The following is a 21,294-nucleotide window of genomic DNA, read 5'->3' on the forward strand; positions in this document are numbered from 1 at the left end:
TGCGCGTCACGCGGAGCGGGCTTTCGCTGTGCGCGTAGGCCCCGGCCGGCCGGCCGGGGCGGTCAGGCCCGTGCCGTTCTCGCCCGGCGGTTGTTGACGAGGGCCGCGCCGATCAGGGAGATGACGCCGCCCACGAGGCCCAGGAGGCTGGGGAGTTCATGGAGGAAGGCGAAGGAGATGAGGATGGTGATGAGGGGGAGGGCATAGAGGCCCGAGGTGGAGGCGGAGACGTCGAGCCGGGCCAGGGCGTAGTTCCACAGGAGGTAGGCCACGGCGGCGGGGAAGATGCCGAGGTAGACGAGGATGAGGAGGTTGGGGGTGGTCGCCGAGGCGAGCTGGTGGGTGAGGTCGCCGGCGAAGGGGAGCATCATCAAGGTGCCCGGGATCGTGACGTAGAGGTTCAGCTCCATGGAGCTGTAGCGCGTCAGCAGCGGCTTGGACAGGACGAAGTAGAGGCTCTCGGCGATCGCGGCGGCCAGGACGTAGACGGTGCCGATGTTGATCGAGAGGCCGGCCTGGTCGGCGAAGAGCATGACGACGGTGCCGACGATGCCCACCCCCACGCCGATCCAGCCGACCACCGCCACCCGCTCACGGAGGATCGCGGCGGCCAGCATGATGCTGAACACCGGGACCTGGCCGACCAGGAAGCTCGCGGTGCCGGGACTGACCGTCTGCTCGCCGAAGTTCACCCCCAGGTTGTAGACGACGATCAGGAGCAGGGCGCAGAGCAGCAGCAGCGGGATGTCGCGGCGGGCGGGCAGGCGCAGGCGTTCGCGGCGGAGGCGGGTGGAGACCAGCCACAGGGCCAGCAGGCCCAGGGACGCGATGGTGAAGCGGAGCAGGGCCATCGGCCCGGGGGTGAAGTCGTGCAGGGCGGAGCGGATGCCGACGAAGGCGGAGGCCCACAGGGTGAGGGCCCCTGCCAGGGCGAGCCAGACCGCGGCCGGGGCCCGGCGGGGGGCCGGGCCCGTGGGGCCCGGCCCGTCCGCCGGTCGGATCGGCCGCTCGGTGGAGTGCTCAGCGGTCATGAGCGGGTCCTGTCTATGAGAATGCCGCCGAGGAGGGCGTCGAGGTGGCCGCGGTGCGCGGTCCGGTTGTCCTCTCCCCCGTACCGGTAGCGGTCGAAACTGTGCAGGTGGTCGGGGAGGCCGGCGGGCGGCTCCACCCCGTTCACGGTGACCGGCAGCCAGCGGATGCGGCGGCCGGAGGCCCGGGTGCCGGCGGTGAGGCGGGCGTACGGCTCGGCCAGCGGCCCGGCCGGCCACCCGCGGGCGGCGAGGGACGGGGTGAGGAGCAGCAGGGCGGTGCGGGCGTCGAGGGTGGACTCGGTCAGCGGGTCGGTGCGGTGCTCGCCGTAGGTGGCGCGCAGGCCGAGGGTGGTGAGTTCGGCGGCCAGGGCGGCCGCGGTGGGGTGGTCCTCGGGGGTGTGCCAGAGGTGGACGTCGGGACGGTCGTGCCCGGCGAAGCCCTCGTTCAGCAACAGGCGTTCCTGGCGGGCCCGTTCGTCGTCGAGGTGCTCGTCGACGACGGCCACCCGGTCCTCGGGACGGGGCGGCAGGTCCGCGTGGGTCAGGGACCGGACGCGGGTGGCGGCGGGGTCCCAGGGGCGCAGGCTGCCGGGCACGGTGAGCGGCAGGGACGTGGTGCGGCGGACGGGTGGGGCGGCGTCGGGGCAGGCGCGGGCGAGGCGGCGGGTCAGGAGCGCGGCGAGGAGCGCGCGGTCCTCGCCGCGGGCCGCGGCGATGCGAACGGTGAGGCCGTTGCCGGGCCCCTCCCCGGCGGTGAAGCGTGCCGTCACCCGTACGGGGTGGCCGTCGTCGGTCAGGGCGGTCAGGCCCCGGTGGTCGGCGGCCCAGTGGCGGAACAGGGTGGTGTGCAGGACGTCGGTCAGGACGCGCGCCGGGGTGTACGGGCCGGCCTGCGGGAAGTGGAGTTCCTCCGCGTCCGGCAGGGTCTCCGGTACCACCTCCGGACGCGTTCCCCGCCCGGTCTCCGGCACCGCGCCCGGCTCCGCCTCCGTTTCGGCCTCTGTTTCGGCCCGGGGCACCCAAAGTTCCCCGGGGCGGGTGGTGTCGGTGAGCAGGGCGCGGCCGGTGCGTACGAGCAGGGCGCCGACCAGGGCCGCCGTCGTGGCGGCCGAAGGGTGTCCGGTCCCGCCGGCCGCCGGCGGCGCGGCGGCCAGCAGCCGTTCGACGGTGGGCCGCAGCGGCAGGTCCGCGCCCGGCGCGGCGGCGGCCGCCGTGACGCAGCGGTCGGCCAGCCGCCGGAGCCGGGCGGGGTCCAGGGCGGCCACCCGGCCCCCGAAGAAGGCGAGTGCGCCCGCGTCGGCGCCCCGTACGAACTCCGCCTCGGCCCAGCCCTCCGGCTTGCGGAGGGCCGGCAGCGCGGCGGCGAGGCGGCCGGTGGCGCCGGTGAGGGTCAGGTGGTCCCGGCCGGTGCGCCGGGCGTCGTCCAGCACGTCGCGCAGGACGCCGCCGACCTGCGCGGCCACCTCCTGCTCCCCGGGCCCGGCACCGTCCGCCGGCGCCAGGGGCCACAGGCGGACCTCCTGGCCGTCGGCGTCGGTGCCCGCCAGGACACCCGCCGTCGGGGACGCCTCCAGGCAGCCGGTCCAGCCCGGGTAGGCGTCCGCGCGGCGCCACAGCGGCCGGCCGGTGCGGGCGTCCCACACGGCGACGGTCTGGTCGTGCGAGAGGGTGGCGAGGACGGCGCCGTCATGGCCGGCGGTGACCCGGGCGACCGCCCCGCCGTGGCCGTCGATCGTCGCCCGGGGCCGCAGGGTGCGCGGGTCCCACAGGTGCACCCGCCCGGCGGCGTTGCCCGTCGCCAGGCCGCCGGGCCACCAGCACACCGTCCAGACGCTGCCCGGCCCGGCGGCGGGCCGCGCGCGGACCGTCCAGTCCGCGGTGTCCCAGACCGTGAGCTCCGCGCCGCGCGCGGTGGCCGCCAGCGCGGAGCCGTCCGGGGACCAGGCCAGGCTGAGGAAGACCCCGTAGGGGCTCGGCAGGGGGCGGGTGACCGGGCGGCCGTAGCGGTCGGTGACCACGAGCCGCCGGTCGCCGCCGGCGGCCGCCAGCCGGCGGCCGTCCGGCGCCCAGGCCACCGCGTTGACCCAGCGCCGGTTGCGCTGCGGGGTCGCCAGCCGTTCGCCGGTCGCGGTGTCCCAGATGCCGACGGTGCCGTCCTCCGCGCCGGAGGCCAGCAGGGCGTCGTCCGGTGTCCAGGACAGTGACCGTACGGCCCCGTCGTGGCCGCGCAGGGTGGCCAGCAGTTCCGCGGTGCCGCCGCGGGGACGCCAGATCTTGATCAGACCGTCGTTGCCGCCGGTGGCCAGGCGCTGCCCGTCGTGGGACCAGGACAGCGCGCAGAGCCCGGCGGGGTGGGCGGCCCAGCCGGCGGTCGCCGGCGGGCACGCCACGGGCCTCGCGGTCATATACCGGCCCCGGTGGGTTCCAGGACGGGCATCTCCAGCGTGGTGGTGGTCTTGCCTCCCCAGTCCACGGTGGTGCCGTCGACATCCACGTCGTACAGGTAGCGGCCGGTCAGGCTGTTGACGATGACGCCGCTGCGCCAGGCCATCCCGGCGAAGTTGGGGTCGATCCAGCCGTGGGTGTGCAGGGACATGTTGTGGGCGAAGATCCGGTGGTCCGCCGGGCCGTCCCAGCGCAGCGAGAAGTCCTCGTTGACGACGCACCGGCCGTCCTCGTCCAGGACCAGCCGGTCGGCGAGCTGGTCGAGCACCGCGGGGACGCCGTTGGAGAAGCCGGTCGCCAGGATCACGATGTCGGCCTCCACCGCCTCCACGCCGTGGGGGCCCTCCATGGTGAGCACCCAGCCGTCGGCCTTCGGGGAGACCCGGGTGAACTGGCGGTCCACCAGCATCCGGTAGTCCAGCCGGCTGTCGTGGAGGAAGTCCGTCTCGTACAGCCGGCGGTAGATGCCCTCCAGCAGCGGCTGGAGGATGGCGTCGCTGGAGAGCTTCTGCATCGGCAGCAGGCGCTGCCGCTCGGCGGGCGACTGCGCGTGGAAGTAGCGCGTGTAGCCCGGCACGTACAGCTCGTTGGCGAACGGCGACTCGTCGAACGGCGCGAAGTTGCCGCGCCGGGTCACCCAGGTGACCTGGGAGGGCAGCCGGGAGTCGTCGGAGATCAGGTCGTCGAAGATCTCCGCGCCGGTCTGGCCGCCGCCGATCACCGCGACGCGTTTGCCGGTGGGGTCGAGGTCGCGCAGCAGGTACTCGCTGCCGTGGAAGACGGTCTCGCCGAGGTGGGCGCGCGCCCCCTCGGGGACGAAGGGCGCCCGGCCGACGCCGAGGACCACGTCCTTGGCGCGGTACTCGCCGCGGTCCGTGCCGGCGACGAACGACTCGCCGTCGAAGGTCAGCGACGCCACGCCGGTGCCGAAGCGGAGCGTGTCGAGGCTGCGGCAGATCCACTTGAAGTACTCGTTGAACTCGCGGCGCATGACGTTGGGGTGGTCGGCGACCACGAAGCGGTTCAGCCGGCGGCTGCGCGAGAGGTAGTTGAGGAACGAGTACTCGCTCGTCGGGTCGACGAGCGTGACGCAGTCCTTGAGGAACGGCGACTGCAGCGTGGCGTTGCGGAACAGCAGGCCGGGGTGCCAGTCGAAGCTGTCCTTGGCGTCGAGGAACCGGGCGGTCACTCCGTCCTTCGGCAGCAGGGCGGCGGTGCTGAGGTTGAACGGGCCGATGCCGATGCCGAGCACGTCGAGGATCTCGGCGGGCGGGGCGGAGGCGGCGGGGCGGTTGCGGTATTCGGACACGGTCAGTTGCTCCTCACGTGGCACACGGGTGCTATCTCGTCGGCGGTGAAGGTCTGCGGCGGTACGGGGGCCGCGGGGACGGCGGGGCCGGACGCGCGGTCCAGGACGGCGAGCCGGGGGCGGCCCGGCCTGCCGAGCGCCGTCCACAGGCGCTGCGCGGCCTCCGGCATGAACGGCTCGGCGAGCAGGGCCACCCCGGTCGCCCAGGCGGCGCCGGTGACCGGCGGCCGGGTCAGCCACTCGTCGAGGACCCGGACCGCGGCGGGCAGGCTGACCGCCGCCCCGGGCCGCAGCTGCGCCCCCTGCTCGTGGACGGCCGCGGCGATCCGGGCGGCGCCCTCGGCCGGCAGCGCGCCGCCGCCGGCCTCCTGCGCCTGGTGCGAGGCGGCGGCGAGCCGCTCGCGGACGTGGTTGACGCTGTCGACGAAGGCGGCGACGGCGAAGTTGTCGCTACCGGTCGTCAGGTCCACATGGCTCAGGTGGTAGCGCAGCTCGTCGGCGGTCGCCGAGGTGCGGGAGAGGAGCTCGTTCAGCCAGATGCCGTGTTTGCGGCTGGTGGAGCACTTCTCGCCCTCGAAGTCCAGGAAGTAGTTGGTCACCATGTGGTCGAACGCCTTGAGCTCGCCGTGGGCGTGCGCGAGCGCCTGGCTGGCGGCGACCCCGCCGACCGCGTTGTCGATGCCGAACAGCCCGACGGTGATCACGCCGGAGTCCCGGTGGAAGGCGTTGTGCTCGGTGCCGTGGCGCTGCCGGTAGACCTCGCCGCAGTAGAGGCTGAAGCCGAAGTACGGGTTGCTCAGCACGCCTTCGGGGCCGGCCAGCTCGCTGGGGATGCCCCAGCTGCCCGGCTGCGAGAGCCGTACCGCGCCCTTGGTCTGCCGCAGGTAGGTGACCGCGATGTCGGCGAAGTCGGACGCCACGTCCGAGGCCCGCACCGCGTCGACGACGTCCTCGACGGACGGCGGGCTCAGGTACCAGCTGTCGAAGTCCTCCCAGTCCAGCGGGCCTTCGTCCAGCCGCGAGTACGGTTCGAGGATCTCCGACGGCTGGTAGTGGTAGCCGCACTCCTCGCAGGCGTTGCCGCCGCCGGGGGTGTGGCACTGCGGGCAGGTGCCCTTCAGCCACACGCCGATGACATGGCGCCCGGTGTCCCGCGAGCGGGGGGTGGGGTCGGGCACCTTGACGGCGGTGCCGGCCGCCGCCAGCCGCTCCAGCAGCTCCTCGTGGGTGCGGCGGTAGGGCTCGGCGTGGTCGTCGGCCAGCGGGCTGATCCAGTCGTCGAGCTCCACGCCGAGGCTGCGCAGGTCGTCGCCGATCAGGGCGTGGAAGCGCCAGCAGGTCTCCGCCGGGGAGCGGCCCGCGTCGAGCGCGTCCAGCAGGATCCAGTTCTCGTACGCGTCGCTGCCGCTCATCACCGACACCTGGTGGCCCTCGCGGCGCAGGTGGCGGGCGAGCACATCGGCCCGCAGGTAGGCGCCCGCGGCGTGCCCGATGTGCAGCCGCCCGTTGGGCGTGGGGTGCATCGGTACGAGCAGATAGCGCTGTGGCTCCGGGGTTTCGGGGGTCATGGCACTCCTTCGTGCGTGCGGGGTGGCTAGATGTGCGGGACGTAGGGGGTGAAGTCGACGAGCAGGACGGAGCGTTCGCCGCGCCGCGCGTCGGGGCCCAGGCGCACCGGGCTGACGTAGTGGCTGACCTTCGGGTCGTAGACGGCGTACGAGTCCAGCGGGCCGTCGAGGGTGAACTCGGCCTCGATCAGCTCCTCGTTGACCTCCTGCGGGCGCAGGCCGGCGCAGCGCGGGGGAGCGATCACGTTCACGCCGCCGGTGACGTTGTAGCGGCTGATCAGGTGGGCGAAGGTGAACGGTTCGCCGTCCTGGTGCAAGGCGTTGGGGGAGGGCACGGCGACCTCGTCGGCGCCGTCCACGGCCAGTTTGAGGAAGTGCACGCCGACGTGGACCAGGCCGTGGCGCAGGCTCTCCAGCTGGCAGGCTTCCTCGGCGTCGAAGAGGATGATCTGGCGCAGCAGCGCGTTGGCGCGGGCCTCGGGGGTGACCGCGGGGAAGCGGCGCCGCTCGCCGCGGTGTTCGGGGTTGTGTTCGCCCTGGTAGTACTCGGTGACCGGCCCGAGGGCCGGGTCCGGGGTGGTCGGCAGCCAGGTCAGGGACTGGTCCCAGGGGACGTAGACCGCGCGGCCGTACCTGCGGAAGCGGTGGGCGTGCTCGGCGTACGGGTCCGGGGGCAGCTCCGCGAAGGCGTCCCGGAGCCGCCCGAAGAGCGCGTCGGCGTCGTGCTCGCCGACCCTCTCCAGGAAGACCTCGCGGTCGTAGCGCTCAAATCCTTTGCCGAGCAAGCGAGTTGATGCCTCGACGGACAGTGTCGTCATGTTCTTTCACTCCGTTATTCGCTTCAGGGAATCCCGCATCCGGACAGGGCGGGGCCGATCGGACGTGCAGAGGGAAGGAAGAAAAAGGGGGAAAAGGGGGGAAAGGGGCGCGAGGAGGGCAGGGGGCGGTGGAACAGGGGGAGGGGAGGGGAGGGAGGCATCGGCCGATGCGGCACAACCGAGGAGATGCGCAGATTCCTCAACTCGGGATGTCCGGGAGGGATCGGCCGAGGGGGGAGTTCCGGTTCAGTGGGCCGGCCGCGTGCCGGGGACGCGCGGCCGGCCTGCCATCAGGGTCGTCGGGCTCCGTTCAGGTCACAGGATGTCGCACAGCACCCGGGCGAGCGGCCGCGCCGACGCCGGGTTCTGGCCGGTCAGGAGGGCCCGGTCACGGACGAGGTGCTCGCCCCAGGGCGGGGCCGCGACGAAGCGGGCGCCGCGCTTGACCAGGCGTCCCTCGGCCGTCCAGGGAATGAGGTCCAGCAGTCCGAGATCGGCCTCCTCCTCGTCGGTGAAGGACGTCATCTCGTAACCGCTGAACAGCCATTCACCGGCTACATCCATGGAGGACAGGAGCGCCGCCGGGCCGTGGCAGACCGCCGCGATGGGTTTTCCGGTGCGATGGAACTCGCTCAGCACCCGCCCGCAGTCGGGGTCGGCCCACAGGTCTGCCAACGGGCCGTACCCGCCGGGGATGAACACCGCGTCGAACCGCTCCACGTCGACGGAGGCCAGCGGCACCGGAGTGGTGTAGCGCGGACGCAGTGCCTCGACGGCGTCGATCAGTTCGGCGCAGCGCTCGGCGCTGTACCCGGTGCCCTCCGGGGTGAGCCCGGCGGGGTCGGCGCCGGCCGGGGCGCCTTCTGGGGTGGCGAGGACGGTGGAGATGCCGGCGGCCGCGAAGACGGCCTCCGGATCCACGACCTCCTCCGGCCAGAATCCCGCGGTACGACAACTTCCGTCGGTGAGTGGCAGCTCGGTGGCGGCTGACAGCATCATCAGGACCGACGTCATGGCTGCTCTCCTTCCTGTGTGAGTGGTTCGGGCGGTCGCCTGCGGTGCCCGCCGCGCGCGGCACGCGCCGCCGGCGACCCCCGCTTACTGGCCGGCCGGCTCCTCGGCGTAGAGGCCGAGTCGCTCCAGCAGAGGGAACTCGTTGTACGAGAACAGCACGGCCTCTCCGGTGCCGGGGTTGGCGTGGCTGTGCCACGACCAGGACGGCACGCAGAAGGTGTCCCCGGCGCTCCAGGCGTGGTCCACGCCGTCGATCGTCACGGTGCCGCGCCCTTGCGCGGCCACGTAGACGACCGAGCCGGTGTGCCGGTGGCTCCGGGTCTGCTCGCCCGCCGCCAGCAGCTGCAGTTTCGCGCCGACGGTGGGGGTCACCGACCCGCCCGTGGCAGGGTTGGTGTACTCCATGATCACGCCGTCGAACGCGGAGTGGTGCCCGGCCCGCGCGGCCGCCGTCAGCGCCTCGTGGCACTTCTCCCACGGGAAGGAGAACAGCGGGGAGTTCTCGGCGCGCCGACGGGTGTCGGGCAGCAGCAGGCCGCCGTAGCGGGCGAGGGTGTCGTTGCGCGGCCCGCCGGTGAGGTGGGTGCCCTGCGGGTGCAGCTCGAAGAAGTTCGCCCCGAGGGTGTTGACCAGCGGATCGTCGGTGCAGTCCTGCCAGATGACGAGTCCGTCGTCGGAGTCGTTGCCGTGTTCGTGCCACAGCCGGCTGGGCGTGATCACCACATCGCCCGGGCCGACGGGCATCCGGTCGCCGTCGACGGCCGTCCAGCCGCCCTCGCCCTCCAGCACGAAACGGATCGCGGAGGCGGCGTGCCGGTGGGCGGTCATCCGCTCGTGCGGTTTGAGGGTCTGCAGCCCCGAGTACAGGTGGCCGACGGCCGCCTCGTGGTCCGGGTGGCCGGGGTTGAGGTGGGTGATCACCCGCAGGGCGGCGTCCTCGCCCTTGACGAACTCCGCGGCCTCGACGGCGAACGGACGCATGTCCGCGTAGCGCCACAGGGCGGGCACCGAGCGGGGGGCCGGGGTCCAGGACTGGTTCTCGTTGGCGGCGCTCCACCGCCCGACGGCGTGGTGGTGGCGCAGCCGGCCGGCGAAGGTCTCCGGCTCGGCGGGGCCGCGCCGCCCGGGGCGGGCCACGCCGGTGAGGGCCGGGCTCATAACGTGCTCCGTTCGGTCAGGCGCGGGGCCGCACAGCGCTCCGCGGCGGCGGTGAGTTCGCTCCACAGGGCGTCGATGTCGGCTTCGGTGGTGTGGATGTTTCCGATGGAGATGCGTAGCGCGTACCCCGTGGGCAGCACGGTGTGCGAGACGAAGGAGGTCCTGCCGTCGTTGACGGCCCGGTGGATGCGCCGGTTGAGCTCGTCGGTCTCCGCGTCGTCGAGGTCCCGGTCGTGCGGGCGGTGGCGCAGGCACACCAGCGGGAAGGGCGAGTCGTTCTCCACCGTCCAGTCCGGGTGGGCGCGGGCCCGGGCCCGCAGGCCGTCGGCGAGGGCGGCCGCGGCGCTCAGCCGGCTGGTGAGGCCCGCGACCCCGAACGACTTGATCAGCCACCACAGTTTGAGGGCCCGGAACTGCCTGCCCAGCTGGAGCGAGTAGTTCATGAAGTCCACGCTGCCGTCCTCGTGACGGGTGCGCAGGTACTCCGGTACGACGCGGAAGGTGTTGGTGAGGGCGTCGCGGTGCCGGCAGAACAGCGCGCCGGCCTCCATCGGGCTCAGCAGGACCTTGTGCGGGTTGGCCACCACCGAGTCGGCCCGGGACAGGTCGGGCAGCAGCGGGCGCACCTCGGGCGCCAGCCGCCAGAAGCCGCCGTACGCCGCGTCGACGTGCAGCCAGGTGTCGTACGCGGCGCACACCTCGGCGATCTCCTCGACCGGGTCGATCGCCCCGATGGAGGTGGTGCCGACGTTCGCGACCACGGCCAGCGGCCGGTGCCCGCTGCGCACGTCCCGCTCCAGGGCCGCCCGCAGCGCCTCGGGGTCGAGCCGGCCGGTGGGGCCGGCGGGGAGGCGTACGACGTTGTCGAGGCCGACGCCGAGGGTGATGGCCGCCTTGTCGACGGAGCTGTGGGTCTGGTCGGAGGTGTAGATCCGCAGCCGCGGCAGGTCCCGGCCGGCCAGCCCCTGCTGCCGGATGTCCAGGTCGGACAGCCGCTCCCGGGCGGCGGCCAGGGCGTAGAGCGTGCCCAGGGAGGCGCCGTCGACCAGTACGGAGTCCTGCGCCACGGGGTAGCCGACCATCTGCGCGAGCCAGTCGAGGACCGTCAGTTCCACGGCGGCGGCGGCCGGCGCGGCGTCCCACAGCATCACGTTGACGTTCATCGCCGCGGTGAACATCTCCGCCAGGATGGCCGGTCCGCTGGAGCTGTTGCTGAAGTACGCGTGGAAGCGCGGGTGGTTCCACAGGGTGAGGTTGGGGCGGACGTCGTCCCAGGTCTGTTGGAGGATCTCGGGGAACGGTTGCGGTGCGGTGGGCAGCGGTTCGTCGATGACCGCGCGGATCTCCTGCGCGGAGCGCGTGGTGGTGACGGGCTGGGTGCGCAACGTCGTGAAGTGCTCGCGCAGTTGGGACAACAGGAGGTGGCCGTTCTTCTCCAGCTCTTCGGGGCTCCAGTCCCCGACGTTCTCACTCATGGGTGTCCTTACGTGGCACAGGGAGTGGACGGCGGCGGGTCAGTGGTCGTGGTCGACCTCGACCTCCAGCTCGGTGGCGTAGCGGATCTGCCGCGGGCGGGTGCAGTACGTGCGGTACAGCGGCTCCGCCAGGGCCTCCTCGGTCTTCAGCAGGTCCTCGTGGTCCTGCTTGCTGCGCCACGAGTACTGCCACGTCACCTGGTGCGGATCGGCCTCGTCCTGGAAGAAGGTGGCGTGCCCGTTCCAGCCGGCGTGGGCGTGGGCGCTGTCGCCCAGCGCGTCGTCCATCTGCTGCATGACCTTCGTCGCCTGGGTGGCGGCGTCGTCGTTGAGGTACCAGGTCTCGATCACCGTGATGGCCATGGCCGTCTCCTTGGGTGTGGTGTGCGGTGTGTGCGGGGTGTGTCAGGCGTTGGCGTTGAAGTAGTCCTGGAGCAGCGACTGGCCGCCGGGGACGAACTTCTCGCAGATGAGCTTGTGGCTGGCGCGGTTCTGGGACTGCGCGCGCCAGAGGCGGGTGGCGGCGCGCTCGACGTCCTCGGGCACGTGCCCGGCGCGGATGGCGCTCTTCAGGCCGGTGCGGATCGTGCGCATGAGGTGCAGCATCCGCTCGTGGTCGGTGTTGAACTTCCCGGAGAAGCCGGGGTTCAGCCAGGGCGGCTCCATGGACGGCCGGATGAGGCTTTCGTAGGCCGTCGCCGGGAAATCCGACGCATAGCGCATGCACGAGGTGGCGGCGCCGTAGAGCCGGCTGAGGGTGTCCAGCAACGGGCGGGTGGACTGCCAGTCACGTTCCTCGACACATTTCTGCAATGACGTGAGGTAGGTGTTCATCACGGTGAGATGCAGATGGAAGACGTGATGTCCGAGCTTCCACCGGCGCACTGCTGTCTGCTGTTCCTGCGATATGTGCATCGCTGTCGAGCGCTCCCTTTCCCTACCGGGGGGTCGGAATTTCGGGCCGGTCAGCTCGCCATTTGCTGCAGCGTGTGCTGCAGGATGATGGCGATACCGTCAAGAATCTGGGCCTGTTCGCCGTCTTCCAGGCTGGTGGCCGGCAGATCGGCCCGCACCTTTTCCGCGATCGTCAGCACGGTGTGCACCCAGTCGCCCTGGGACATGTCGTCCTCGTGCTCGATGCGGAAATACGCGTCGTACTCGTCGTTCTCGCTGATCGGTTTCACCTCGCCCGGTGCCTGGCCGTTGCTGGGCAAGGTGATCGGAGCGATCAGGCGGTAATCATCTACAAGGGTCTCTTCACCCATGACGTTTCCCCGTCGGTTGGCAGAACTTCCGTCAGAACGGTCTTGCGCTTACCGGGTACTACCTCATTCAGGAACGATTGCGGCCGGCCGGACGCGGGGTGCGGTGGGAGAACCACACCGCGGCGATCACGATCACGCAGCCGACGAGCTGGGAGGCGCTGGGCGTCTCCCGGAGGATCACCAGTCCGAAGCCGATGGCCATCACCGGCTGGAGCAGGAGCAGGGCGGCGGACGTGTTCGGCGCCAGCCGGGGCGTCCCGGTGCTGATCAGCAACCAGGCCGCCACCTGCCCCAGCAGGGCCAGCGCGACCACCCAGCCCCAGGAGACCGGTGAGATCGACAGCGGGAGGCCCGTGGTGAACAGGCTGATCAGTCCGGCGGTCGCCGCGGCGGCGCCGGTGGAAATACAGATCGGTGTGACGACGTGCCGTGGACTGCGCTCGCCGGAGGCCCGGTTGAGGTACAGATACACCGCATAGGCAACTCCCGCGGCCACACCGAGCACCGCACCACGTACCGGATTACCGGATTCCGAGCCGTGTTGCAGCGCACCACTCGCCAGCGCGATTCCGGCCAACATCACCGGAATGGTGAAGACGAACCGGCGGGAGATCGCCGTTCCGCCGAACACCCTGGCCAGCAGCGGGAATACGATGACCTGCACGTTGATCAGTACGGTGGCCACCGCCGCACCCACGTCGAGGATGCTCATCGTCCACATGACGTAATCCGCGCCGAGAAAAACGCCCGCTACCACCGCATATCCCTGCAACGGCCGGGACAGCCACCCTTTGCGCCATACCTCGTGCGCGAGCAGCGGCACCAGGGCGACCAGGGCGACGGCGCAGCGCAGGAATGCCGCGGTACCCGCGCTGATGTCGGCGAGCTTGACGAACATCGCCGAGGCCGACAAACAGGCGGCTCCGCCGATGACCAACACCGCGGGGCCCGTTGTGCCCTGCGGGCGGTCCGGGAGGGTGTCATCGGAGGTCTTCACAGAAGACGTTGAGGTCGCATCCACAACGTTCACGATGACAGCGTGAGCCCTGTAACACTATTCAAAATTCATTAGGTAAAAGCATTAGTCTGCCTTACATGATCACCTGGGAGAGATTACGTGTCTTTGCCGCCGTGGCCCGGCTCGGCTCCGTGGGCGCGGCGGCCGAGGCCCTGCACATCACCGGCCCGGCGGTGTCCCAGCATCTCCGCAAACTCGAGAAGGAGGCGCAGTGCCAGCTCATCGAGCGGGACGGCCGCGGCATCAGACTCACCAGTGCCGGACAGGTGCTGGCCGCGTCCGCCCAGTCCATGGTGGGCACGCTCGCGGACGCCGAGCGTGACCTGGCCAACCTGCACGGTCTCGTCGCCGGGCCGCTGCGCATCGGCGGCGTCGCCAGTGCCATCCGGGCCCTCGTCCCGCAGGTGCTGCACCGGCTGATCGAACGTCATCCGCGCCTCGAACCGTCGTTGCGGGACGGTGAGGCGGTCGACATGATCCCGATGCTTCAGGAGCGCCAGCTGGACGCGGTCGTCACGGAGAGCTGGACGCACCGCCCGGCCCACATGCCCTCCGGGGTCCGCACCACCCGGCTGCTGCACGAGGACGCCCAACTGGCGGTGCCCGCCGGACATCCGCTCGCCGACCGGGAGTTCGTGGCGCTGAACGAACTCCACGGCGAGCTGTGGACCAGCTGTCCGGAGGGGAGCGACGCGCACGAGGCGCTGCTGCAGCTGCTGCGCGCCCATGAGGTGGAGGCGGACGTGCGCTACTGCGTCTCCGACTACGCCACCCAGCTCCAGCTGGTGGCGGCCGGCCTCGCGGTGACGATGGTGCCGCGCATGGTGCGTGCCTCCGCCTCCAAGGACGTGCGGTTCATCCCCTGCCGGCCGACCGTCACGCGCAGCGTGATCGTGGCGACCGCGGCCGACGCCGAGACGCCGCGCGTACGGGCCTTCATGGCGGAGATGATCCGCGTCGCCTACCGGGCGGAGCCCAGCTGTCCGCCGCCCGGCCGGCCCGGCGCGGCGGCGGGCCCGGCCCCGGTGGACTGACCTGCGGGCAGCACGCAGCGACGCCGGCGCACGGGCGCCGGCGTCGCTGTGGTCGCGGTCCGGGGGAGGTTCAGACCGCCGTCAGGTGCACTGCTGCCCCCGGTTGATGCAGTCGACGGCCTTGCCCATCAGGTCGTCCGGCATCACATTGATGAAGTCGCCGTGATCGGTGACCGGTTTGTGGAGCTGCTCGGGGAAGCTGTCGACCGCGAAGCTGGTGCCCTGGGGCACGTCGTAGGTGAGCCGCTCGACCAGCTGCGGGATGGCCCGGAAGTTGTTGGGGCAGTTGCCGTTCCGGTCGGAGAAGGTCACGTGGTCCCGGTGGTTGGCGCTGTCGGTGGACCGGCCGTCCCAGCAGTTCTGGAACGCGAAGGTGCGCACGACCTGCGAACCGTTCGGGCACAGCGGGTACTTGTCCTTCAGCTGGCGGTTCTCGAAACCGGTGCAGCTCCACGAGGCGTTGGCGTTCTTCGTGCCGTTGGTGAACGCCTTGGCGTCGCCGGTGATGATGCGCAGGAACCGCGGCATCGCCGTCACCTGGCCGGACTGGCTGCCGCGGTAGGTGAGGGTCACCGTGGCGGGGGTCAGCACCGAGCCGACGTTGGCGTCCTGTGCGGCGCCGGGCTTCTGCTCGGCGTTGCCGTCCAGTTTGCGCAGCACCGGCCAGTAGTAGGTGGACAGGTCGCCGTTGTTGCAGGTGGTGTCGGAGGCGGCCAGGGACTGGTCGGTTGAGTTGCCGTCGGTGGACTTGTTGCCGACGTAGTCGTGGGTGTGGTGGGCGCCGTTGCTCACGCCCGGGGTCACGATGACGTTGTCGGGGTTGAAGTGTCCTTCCTCGTTGCGGCCGCACTCGGTGGTGAACGTACCGGTGGTGGCGTTGCCGCCCTGGGGCGCGGCGAACGGCGGGGCGTCGGCGTTCGGCTGGACGGTGGTGATGTCGACGAAGTCGTCGGGGGAGGGGCCGCCGGCCGGGCCCTGCTGCCCGCCGTTCTGCCCCTGCTGCTGGCCCTGCTGCTGGTCCTGGCCCTGCGGCGGCTGCTGGCTCTGCTGCTGCCCTTGCTGCTGCTGCCCCTGTTGCGGGCTCTGCCCCTGGTACCAGCCCTGCGCGGTGGACTTCGTGGAGTCGAAGCCGCCGGCGCCCGCGCCCTCGTCGACGGGCTTGGTGGTACAGCCGCTCATCTTCAGCAGGTAGCCCGGCCGTTTCGCGTCCTTGGCGATGGCGGTGACCATCGAGGTGATGGTGTGCGACCGCTGCCGTTTCAGCGTGACCAGGACGGTGCTGCCGCTGCCGCCCATCATCTTGTGGTAGGCGTCGTGCACCTGGCGGTCCAGCGTGGCCAGGCCCTTGGAGACCTGGAGCTGGGCGCTGTGCGGCACCTGCCGCAGCCGCTCACCGACATCGGGGCACGAGATGGTGGTGGCCATGACCGTGTGCCGGTGGCCGGCGCTCGCCGTGGGCGTGTTGCTGCCGGCCAGCGCCGTGGTGGCGACCACGGCCAGCCCGCCGCCGCCCAGCAGGAGCGCGGCCGCTCCCACCAGCATTCTGTTGGTCAAGCGCGAGCGTTTGTGGCCCTGTTGGCGCTGCCGTTGCCTCATGAGATCACTTCGCTTCGTCCGATGAGAGTGTGAGGGGTGAGGGGGTGCCGTCGTGCGCCGGGATCAGCTGCTGTGCAGCGTGTCGAAGTCGACCTGGCCGGTGTTCTCCAGCACCGTGATGTGGTCCAGCACGGTGGAGTTGGCCTTGTTCGCCAGGGCGCGCACCATCGTGTTGCGGGTCTGGTCGCGGACCATCGCGATCAGCCCGAAGACCTTGCCGTGCGAACGGCGGAGCAGTTCGGCGAACAGGCGGGGGTACTCGGCGTCCGAGGCGGAGTTCAACTGCCCCAGCCAGCCCTGCTGTTCGGCGGAGGGCTGGTTGGGCAGCGGGATGCCCAGGGCCCGGCCGGCCTCCACCGACCGCCGGTCCAGCTCGGTGTGGCCGGCCACGAGGTGGTCGCCCGCGGTGCGCACCGCCGCGGTCTTGCCGCGTTCCTGGGCCTGCCGGCCCGCGGGCATCTCCCACAGTCCGGCCAGCCGGACCTTGCGCACGAAGTCCCGGTCCATCGGGGTCAGCGGCCCGTAGCGGGTGTTCACCGTGCCGCCGCCGTCGTCGTCGTACGACACCGTGTTCGTCGCCGCGGACGCGGTCTCACCGAAGAGCTGTACCGGCAGCAGCAGTGCCGCGAGCGTGGCCACGAGCGCGGCGACCACCAGTCCGGTGGCGATGGTCCGCCCGGATGTTGCGGAGTTGCTGAGGATGGACCGCACAGGGCCTCCCGGTTCGTCCTACTGGAATGCCACCGGACGCTAAGCGCCGCAGCGGGCCTTCGGACGCGGGTTCTCACCCCTGGACAAATAACGGCCGGGCCCGCCGCGACACTGCTACGGTGCCGCGAACGGGCCCGGCTCGGGGCGGGGACGACCGCTGCGCGCTGCCCTGCGCTCAGCGCGCGTACAGCCCGGCCGCCGCCCACCTGCGGCGCTCGCTGCGGGTCGCGGGCTCCTCGCGCTTCCCCTGCGCGTACAGCGCGTCGATCTCCGCCGCGTACGCCCGGACGATCGCGGCCCTGCGCAGCTTCCGCGACGGCGTCATCAGCCCGGAGTCCTGGCTGAACTCGCCGGGCAGCACCTTGAACGCGCGGATCGACTCGGAACGGGACACCGACGCGTTCGCCCGCGCCACCGCCCGCCGCACCTCCGCCTGCAACTGCTCCTCCGGCGACGGCCCCTCGCCGGCCCCGCCCGGCTCGCCGCGCAGCTGCCGCCACTGCTCCAGCGCCTCCGGATCCAGCGTGATCAGCGCGGCCACGTACGGCCGGTTGTCGCCGACGACCACGCACTGCGAGATCAGCGGATGGGCGCACAGCCGCTGCTCCAGGCCCTGCGGGGCGACGCTCTTGCCGTTGCTGGTGATGATGACGTCCTTCTTGCGCCCCGTGATGACGAGGTAGCCCTGCTCGTCCAGATGGCCGAGGTCACCGGTCGGCAGCCAGCCGTCGTAGAGGCCGCTGCCGCCCCCGTCCGCCCCGTCGTCGAGGTAGCCGGCGAACACCACCGCGCCGCGCACCCACACCTCGCCGTCCAGCGCCAGATGGATGGCACTGCCCGGCAGCGGGAGGCCCACCGTCCCGAACCGGACCCGGCCGGGCGGCTGGGCGGTGATCGCACCGCTGGTCTCCGTCAGGCCGTAGCCGTCGTAGACGGTGATGCCGAGGCCCGCGAAGAGCAGGCCCAGCTCGCGGAAGAGCGGCGAGCCGCCGGAGACCGCGGTGCGCACCCGGCCGCCCAGCAGCTCGCGGATGCGCGAGTACACCAGCCGGTCGTAGAGGGCGTGCCGGGCCCGCAGGAAGGGGTCGGGGCCGCGCCCGCCCTGTTCCTCCTCGGCCAGCGCCTCCGCGTAGCGCACCGCGACCGTCATCGCCGCGTCGAACGTCCGCAGCTTGCCGGCCTGTTCGGCGGCCAGCCGGGCGCGGGCGCAGATCTTCTCGAAGACGTACGGCACCGCGAACAGGAACGTCGGTCGGAACGAGGCGAGCGCCGGCAGCAGCTGGTCCGACGAGGCATCGGGCTGGTGCGCCAGCTTCACCCCGCCGCGCAGGCACGCCACCTGCACCATCAGCCCGTAGATGTGCGCGAACGGCAGGAACGCCAGCAGCGACGGGCGTTCGCCGGGCGCGGCCAGCAGCCCGCCCCAGCCCGCGTAGAGGGTGTCGCACTGGGCGGCGAGGTTGGCGTGCGTGATCACGCAGCCGCGCGGCCGCCCGGTGGTGCCCGAGGTGTAGACGATCGCGGCGACGGCGTCCGGGGCCACCGCGTGCCGCAGCCGGTGCACGTCCGCCTCGGCCAGCCGGGTGCCCTCCTCCGTCAGCCGCCGGATGCAGTCCAGGTCCAGCTGCCACAGCCGGCGCAGCCGCGACCGCGCGTCGCAGGCTTCCGCCACGGTCATGGCGTGCGCCTCGTTCTCCACGACGATCGCGGTGACCTGCGCCCCGTTGAGGATGCAGCGCAGCTGCTCGGCCGAGGCGGTCGGGTAGACCGGTACGAGCTGCCCGCCGATCGCCCACAGGGCATAGCTGAACAGCGTCCACTCGTAGCGCGTACGGGACATCAGCGCGACCCGGGTGCCGGGCCGCACCCCGTCGGCCAGCAGTCCCCTGGCAAGCGCCATGACTTCGTCCCGGAACTCCTTCGCGGACACCTCCTGCCAGTCGCCGGCGGCTCCGTCGTCGCAGCGGGCGAGCTGAGCGAAGTCCGGCTGGTGGGCGGCGGTGTCGAAGACGGAGTCGGCCAGACCGCCGCTCCGCAGTGGAGCCGCCAGGGCCGGAACGCTGATGTCGCGCACAGCACCTCCTAGGTGTTGCCTTTGTCCCCCCGTGGTCCACCGCCGTCCCGACGGCAGGGAGGGCAAGTTACCGGCCGGTCTGCGGTCTGCCCAGAGGTGCGGCTACTCTTGAGCGGAAGACGACAAGTTGTGGGGACGAGCCGTACGCGAGGGGGCGCCGGATGTACCGCATCGCCCAGGCGTGGCGCCTGTACACCTCCGCACTCCTCTTCCTCCTCGCCGGCCTCCTGCTCACCCAGACCGGGCTGGCCACCGCGCTGACCGCCGCCGCGACCACGGCCGCGGTGCTGCTGCTGTGCAGCGCCTTCCTGATCGCCGCCTGCGCACGGCCCGTGCCACCGGGCCGGATCCGAACGGCGATCCGCGACCGTGAGCGGCGCACGGCGTTCCTGCCGCAGCGCGATCCCGACGCGGCCGGGCGTCCGCGGCCCCGGGCACCGGGCCGTGCCCTCCTGACGGCCGCGTAGACGCCTTTCCCAGCACGTCCGCGTCCGCGCGGCTCGTCACGCCGAATCCGTATCCCGGCACGACGAGACCCGTGGAGGGCTCACCCATGTCTGTTTTCGGCTTCCTCGGCGAGGCGCTGACGCGCGGCGCCACCGCCATCGAACCGCTCTTCGGCCCCGCGGCGATGGCCGTCGCCATCGTCGTCTGCACCCTCGCGGTACGCGCCGCGCTGCACCCGCTCGCCCGCGCCGCGGCCCGCGGCGAGAAGGCCCGCACCGCGCTCGCCCCGCAACTCGCCGCGCTGCAGCGCACACACAAGGGCAACCCGGAGCGGCTGCAGAAGGCGATGGCCGACCTGTACGCCACCACGGGTGCGTCGCCGCTGGCGGGCTGTCTGCCGACGCTGCTGCAGATGCCCGTCTTCTTCGTGATGTACCACCTCTTCTCCACCGGCGGCGGCGGTCTGCTGGAGCACACCCTGCTGGGCGCCCCGCTCGGCGGCCACTGGAGCCAGGCGCTCGCCGACGGCGGGGTGTTCGGCCCGCAGGGCCGGGTCTACCTGGGGCTGTTCCTGCTGATCGGGGCGGTCGCGACCTGGAACTTCCGCCGCGCGCGGGCCGGTGCGGCCAAGGCCCCGGCGCCGGCCGCGGGCGGGGCGCTGCCGGGGATGGCCTCGCTGTCCAAGGTGCTGCCGCTGCTGTCCTTCGGCACGCTGGTCACGGTGGCCGTGGTCCCGCTGGCGGCCGGCCTCTACATGGTCACGACGACGACCTGGACGGCGTGCGAGCGGGCCCTGCTGCACCGCGACCGGAAGGAACCGGCCCCCGAGGAGCAGCCGACCACCGAGGCCGTCCCGTCCGGCCCGGCGCCGGACGCCCCCGCCCCGCGACGGCAGCGCCCCGCCCCGAAGAGCCGCGCGGCCCGGCAACGGGCGGCCCGCACCCGGGCCGGCGCACAGGCGAAGGCCCGGACCACGACGCCCGGCACACCGACCCGGCCGGACAGCGCAGCACCTGCGGGCAAGCCCGCCACTACCGCCCGGTAACGGTCCAGTCCGTGAACGGGGTCTTGCGGACTGGACGGCCCTCTTGGAGGATCGACCAATCGCTCGATGGCCGTCCCCCATCGGCCGGTCCGGAAGGCCCCTTCCGGGCCGACCCTTCGACCACGGGAGTTGAATCGATGAAGCTGCTGCGCGTCGGAACGGTGGGGGCGGAACGCCCGGCGCTGCTCGACGAGTCGGGGGTCCTGCGGGACCTGTCCGGCCTGGTGCCGGACATCGACGGAGCGCTGCTCGCGGACGACGGGCAGCTGGCCCGGATCCGCGCCGCCGCGGCCTCCGGCGAGCTGCCCGCCCTCGATGCCGCCGGCCTGCGCACCGGACCGCCGGTGGCCCGCATCGGGAAGGTCGTGTGCATCGGGCTGAACTACCACGACCACGCCCGGGAGACGGGAGCGGCGACCCCCGAGGAGCCGATCATCTTCATGAAGGCCCCGGACACGGTCGTCGGCCCCGACGACACGGTGCTGGTGCCGCGCGGCAGCGTGAAGACGGACTGGGAGGTGGAGCTCGCCGTCGTCATCGGCCGCACCGCCCGCTACCTGGAGAGCGACGAACAGGCGCTGGCGGCGGTGGCCGGCTACGCGGTGGCGCACGACGTCTCCGAGCGCGCCTTCCAGATAGAGCGCGGCGGCCAGTGGGACAAGGGCAAGAACTGCGAGACCTTCAACCCGCTCGGTCCGTGGCTGGTGACCGCCGACGAGGTACCCGACCCGCAGGCCCTCGGTGTCCGGCTGTGGGTCAACGGCGAGCTGAAGCAGAACGGCACGACCGCCGAACAGATCTTCCCGGTGGCCGAAGTCGTCCGCTACGTGAGCCAGTTCATGACCCTGTACCCCGGCGACGTCATCAACACCGGCACCCCGGCCGGCGTCGCCATGGGCCAGCCCGAACCCAAGCCGTATCTGCGGGCCGGCGACGTCGTCGAGCTGGAAATCGACGGCTTGGGCCGCCAGCGGCAGTCCCTCAAGGGGGCTTAGCCCTTCCGCTGCGCTTTGCCGCCGCCCACGTTGTCGTCTGCGGTGCCGGCCCTCCAGACTTCGTCCTCCGGTCCAGCCCCTCCCGTAGGGGGAAAAGTTGAAGGCCGGTGGGGGCGAGCGTCCGTAAGACGCCCGCCCCCACCGGCCTTTTCCTACCCACTACGGGAGGGGCTGCGCCGCAGGACGAAGTCCGGAGGAGCGGCACCGCACCCGACACCAACCCAGCCCGCCGCTGGGGGTACCTCCCACGCCCTTTAGGCAGTGGGGGAGCAACGGCGAGAGGGCACCACG

At 72.1% G+C, this 21,294-nt stretch carries 19 protein-coding genes; 4 read left to right on the forward strand and 15 right to left on the reverse strand.

Going from position 1 to position 21,294, the window contains the following annotated elements:
- Positions 1-62 precede the first annotated feature (62 nt).
- The 12 genes from OO62_RS17920 to OO62_RS17975 all read right to left on the reverse strand — a co-directional run bounded on the left by OO62_RS17920 (position 63) and on the right by OO62_RS17975 (position 13,080).
- A complete protein-coding gene (locus OO62_RS17920; protein WP_051733368.1) occupies positions 63-1,031 on the reverse strand; it encodes a DMT family transporter in 969 nt (322 codons plus the stop codon).
- Positions 1,028-3,436 carry a WD40 repeat domain-containing protein gene (locus OO62_RS17925; protein WP_078617222.1) on the reverse strand — a complete coding sequence of 803 codons (2,409 nt, stop codon included), beginning with the start codon at positions 3,434-3,436 and terminating at the stop codon, positions 1,028-1,030. Before OO62_RS17925 ends, OO62_RS17920 begins: the two co-directional genes overlap by 4 nt.
- On the reverse strand, positions 3,433-4,785 hold the full coding sequence (locus OO62_RS17930; protein WP_051733370.1) for a lysine N(6)-hydroxylase/L-ornithine N(5)-oxygenase family protein: 1,353 nt from the start codon (positions 4,783-4,785) through the stop codon (positions 3,433-3,435). Before OO62_RS17930 ends, OO62_RS17925 begins: the two co-directional genes overlap by 4 nt.
- 2 nt (positions 4,786-4,787) lie before the next feature.
- Positions 4,788-6,353, reverse strand: a complete 1,566-nt coding sequence (locus OO62_RS17935; protein WP_033268435.1) for a class I tRNA ligase family protein — start codon at positions 6,351-6,353, stop codon at positions 4,788-4,790.
- Between the two features lie 26 nt (positions 6,354-6,379).
- Positions 6,380-7,171, reverse strand: a complete 792-nt coding sequence (locus OO62_RS17940) for a 2OG-Fe dioxygenase family protein (protein ID WP_033268436.1) — start codon at positions 7,169-7,171, stop codon at positions 6,380-6,382.
- A 315-nt stretch (positions 7,172-7,486) separates the two neighbouring features.
- Positions 7,487-8,185, reverse strand: coding sequence for a type 1 glutamine amidotransferase domain-containing protein (locus OO62_RS17945; protein ID WP_033268437.1), 699 nt, complete (start codon positions 8,183-8,185; stop codon positions 7,487-7,489).
- 84 nt (positions 8,186-8,269) lie between these two features.
- On the reverse strand, positions 8,270-9,343 hold the full coding sequence (locus tag OO62_RS17950) for a cupin domain-containing protein (protein WP_033268438.1): 1,074 nt from the start codon (positions 9,341-9,343) through the stop codon (positions 8,270-8,272).
- Positions 9,340-10,818 (reverse strand): pyridoxal phosphate-dependent decarboxylase family protein, encoded by a 1,479-nt coding sequence (locus OO62_RS17955; protein ID WP_051733372.1) that lies wholly within the window; start codon positions 10,816-10,818, stop codon positions 9,340-9,342. The genes OO62_RS17950 and OO62_RS17955 overlap by 4 nt, the downstream gene beginning before the upstream one ends.
- Before the next feature lie 39 nt (positions 10,819-10,857).
- Positions 10,858-11,181: a hypothetical protein gene (locus tag OO62_RS17960; RefSeq protein ID WP_033268439.1), complete on the reverse strand. Its 324-nt coding sequence runs from the start codon at positions 11,179-11,181 to the stop codon at positions 10,858-10,860.
- Between the two features lie 42 nt (positions 11,182-11,223).
- Positions 11,224-11,733, reverse strand: a complete 510-nt coding sequence (locus OO62_RS17965) for a hypothetical protein (RefSeq protein WP_129323003.1) — start codon at positions 11,731-11,733, stop codon at positions 11,224-11,226.
- Positions 11,734-11,783: 50 nt separating this feature from the next.
- Positions 11,784-12,083, reverse strand: a complete 300-nt coding sequence (locus tag OO62_RS17970; protein ID WP_033268441.1) for a hypothetical protein — start codon at positions 12,081-12,083, stop codon at positions 11,784-11,786.
- Between the two features lie 67 nt (positions 12,084-12,150).
- Positions 12,151-13,080, reverse strand: coding sequence for a DMT family transporter (locus OO62_RS17975; protein WP_228332457.1), 930 nt, complete (start codon positions 13,078-13,080; stop codon positions 12,151-12,153).
- Positions 13,081-13,178: 98 nt separating this feature from the next.
- Here OO62_RS17975 and OO62_RS17980 point away from each other — a divergent pair, with 98 nt between their 5' ends.
- A complete protein-coding gene (locus OO62_RS17980; RefSeq protein ID WP_078617224.1) occupies positions 13,179-14,135 on the forward strand; it encodes a LysR family transcriptional regulator in 957 nt (318 codons plus the stop codon).
- Positions 14,136-14,216: 81 nt separating this feature from the next.
- Here the strand turns inward: OO62_RS17980 and OO62_RS17985 are convergent, their stop codons facing one another.
- The 3 genes from OO62_RS17985 to OO62_RS17995 form a co-directional block, all read right to left on the reverse strand.
- Entirely contained in the window at positions 14,217-15,677 is a 1,461-nt protein-coding gene (locus OO62_RS17985; protein ID WP_033268442.1) for a DUF1996 domain-containing protein, read from the reverse strand.
- A gap of 117 nt (positions 15,678-15,794) precedes the next feature.
- Entirely contained in the window at positions 15,795-16,442 is a 648-nt protein-coding gene (locus OO62_RS17990; protein ID WP_051733375.1) for a DUF4142 domain-containing protein, read from the reverse strand.
- A gap of 175 nt (positions 16,443-16,617) precedes the next feature.
- Positions 16,618-18,516, reverse strand: coding sequence for an AMP-dependent synthetase/ligase (locus tag OO62_RS17995; RefSeq protein ID WP_033268443.1), 1,899 nt, complete (start codon positions 18,514-18,516; stop codon positions 16,618-16,620).
- Positions 18,517-18,677: 161 nt separating this feature from the next.
- Between OO62_RS17995 and OO62_RS18000 the strand changes: the two genes are divergently transcribed.
- From OO62_RS18000 to OO62_RS18010, 3 genes are all read left to right on the forward strand, one after another.
- Positions 18,678-18,983: a DUF6412 domain-containing protein gene (locus OO62_RS18000; protein WP_033268444.1), complete on the forward strand. Its 306-nt coding sequence runs from the start codon at positions 18,678-18,680 to the stop codon at positions 18,981-18,983.
- Positions 18,984-19,069: 86 nt separating this feature from the next.
- Positions 19,070-20,008, forward strand: a complete 939-nt coding sequence (locus tag OO62_RS18005) for a YidC/Oxa1 family membrane protein insertase (protein WP_078617225.1) — start codon at positions 19,070-19,072, stop codon at positions 20,006-20,008.
- Positions 20,009-20,145: 137 nt separating this feature from the next.
- Positions 20,146-21,003 carry a fumarylacetoacetate hydrolase family protein gene (locus OO62_RS18010; RefSeq protein WP_033268445.1) on the forward strand — a complete coding sequence of 286 codons (858 nt, stop codon included), beginning with the start codon at positions 20,146-20,148 and terminating at the stop codon, positions 21,001-21,003.
- Positions 21,004-21,294 lie beyond the last annotated feature (291 nt).

The sequence above is a fragment of the Streptomyces lydicus genome (assembly GCF_000717345.1).
GTDB classification, from domain to species: Bacteria; Actinomycetota; Actinomycetes; order Streptomycetales; family Streptomycetaceae; genus Streptomyces; species Streptomyces lydicus.

Excerpts from the sequence above, each read along its gene's own strand:
- OO62_RS17920 (WP_051733368.1), bottom strand. The coding sequence starts at position 1,031 with ATGACCGCTGAGCACTCCACCGAGCGGCCGATCCGACCGGCGGACGGG.
- OO62_RS17925 (WP_078617222.1), bottom strand. The coding sequence starts at position 3,436 with ATGACCGCGAGGCCCGTGGCGTGCCCGCCGGCGACCGCCGGCTGGGCC.
- OO62_RS17935 (WP_033268435.1), bottom strand. The coding sequence starts at position 6,353 with ATGACCCCCGAAACCCCGGAGCCACAGCGCTATCTGCTCGTACCGATG.
- OO62_RS17940 (WP_033268436.1), bottom strand. The coding sequence starts at position 7,171 with ATGACGACACTGTCCGTCGAGGCATCAACTCGCTTGCTCGGCAAAGGA.
- OO62_RS17945 (WP_033268437.1), bottom strand. The coding sequence starts at position 8,185 with ATGACGTCGGTCCTGATGATGCTGTCAGCCGCCACCGAGCTGCCACTC.
- OO62_RS17950 (WP_033268438.1), bottom strand. The coding sequence starts at position 9,343 with ATGAGCCCGGCCCTCACCGGCGTGGCCCGCCCCGGGCGGCGCGGCCCC.
- OO62_RS17955 (WP_051733372.1), bottom strand. The coding sequence starts at position 10,818 with ATGAGTGAGAACGTCGGGGACTGGAGCCCCGAAGAGCTGGAGAAGAAC.
- OO62_RS17960 (WP_033268439.1), bottom strand. The coding sequence starts at position 11,181 with ATGGCCATCACGGTGATCGAGACCTGGTACCTCAACGACGACGCCGCC.
- OO62_RS17965 (WP_129323003.1), bottom strand. The coding sequence starts at position 11,733 with ATGCACATATCGCAGGAACAGCAGACAGCAGTGCGCCGGTGGAAGCTC.
- OO62_RS17970 (WP_033268441.1), bottom strand. The coding sequence starts at position 12,083 with ATGGGTGAAGAGACCCTTGTAGATGATTACCGCCTGATCGCTCCGATC.
- OO62_RS17980 (WP_078617224.1), top strand. The coding sequence starts at position 13,179 with ATGATCACCTGGGAGAGATTACGTGTCTTTGCCGCCGTGGCCCGGCTC.
- OO62_RS17985 (WP_033268442.1), bottom strand. The coding sequence starts at position 15,677 with ATGCTGGTGGGAGCGGCCGCGCTCCTGCTGGGCGGCGGCGGGCTGGCC.
- OO62_RS18000 (WP_033268444.1), top strand. The coding sequence starts at position 18,678 with ATGTACCGCATCGCCCAGGCGTGGCGCCTGTACACCTCCGCACTCCTC.
- OO62_RS18005 (WP_078617225.1), top strand. The coding sequence starts at position 19,070 with ATGTCTGTTTTCGGCTTCCTCGGCGAGGCGCTGACGCGCGGCGCCACC.
- OO62_RS18010 (WP_033268445.1), top strand. The coding sequence starts at position 20,146 with ATGAAGCTGCTGCGCGTCGGAACGGTGGGGGCGGAACGCCCGGCGCTG.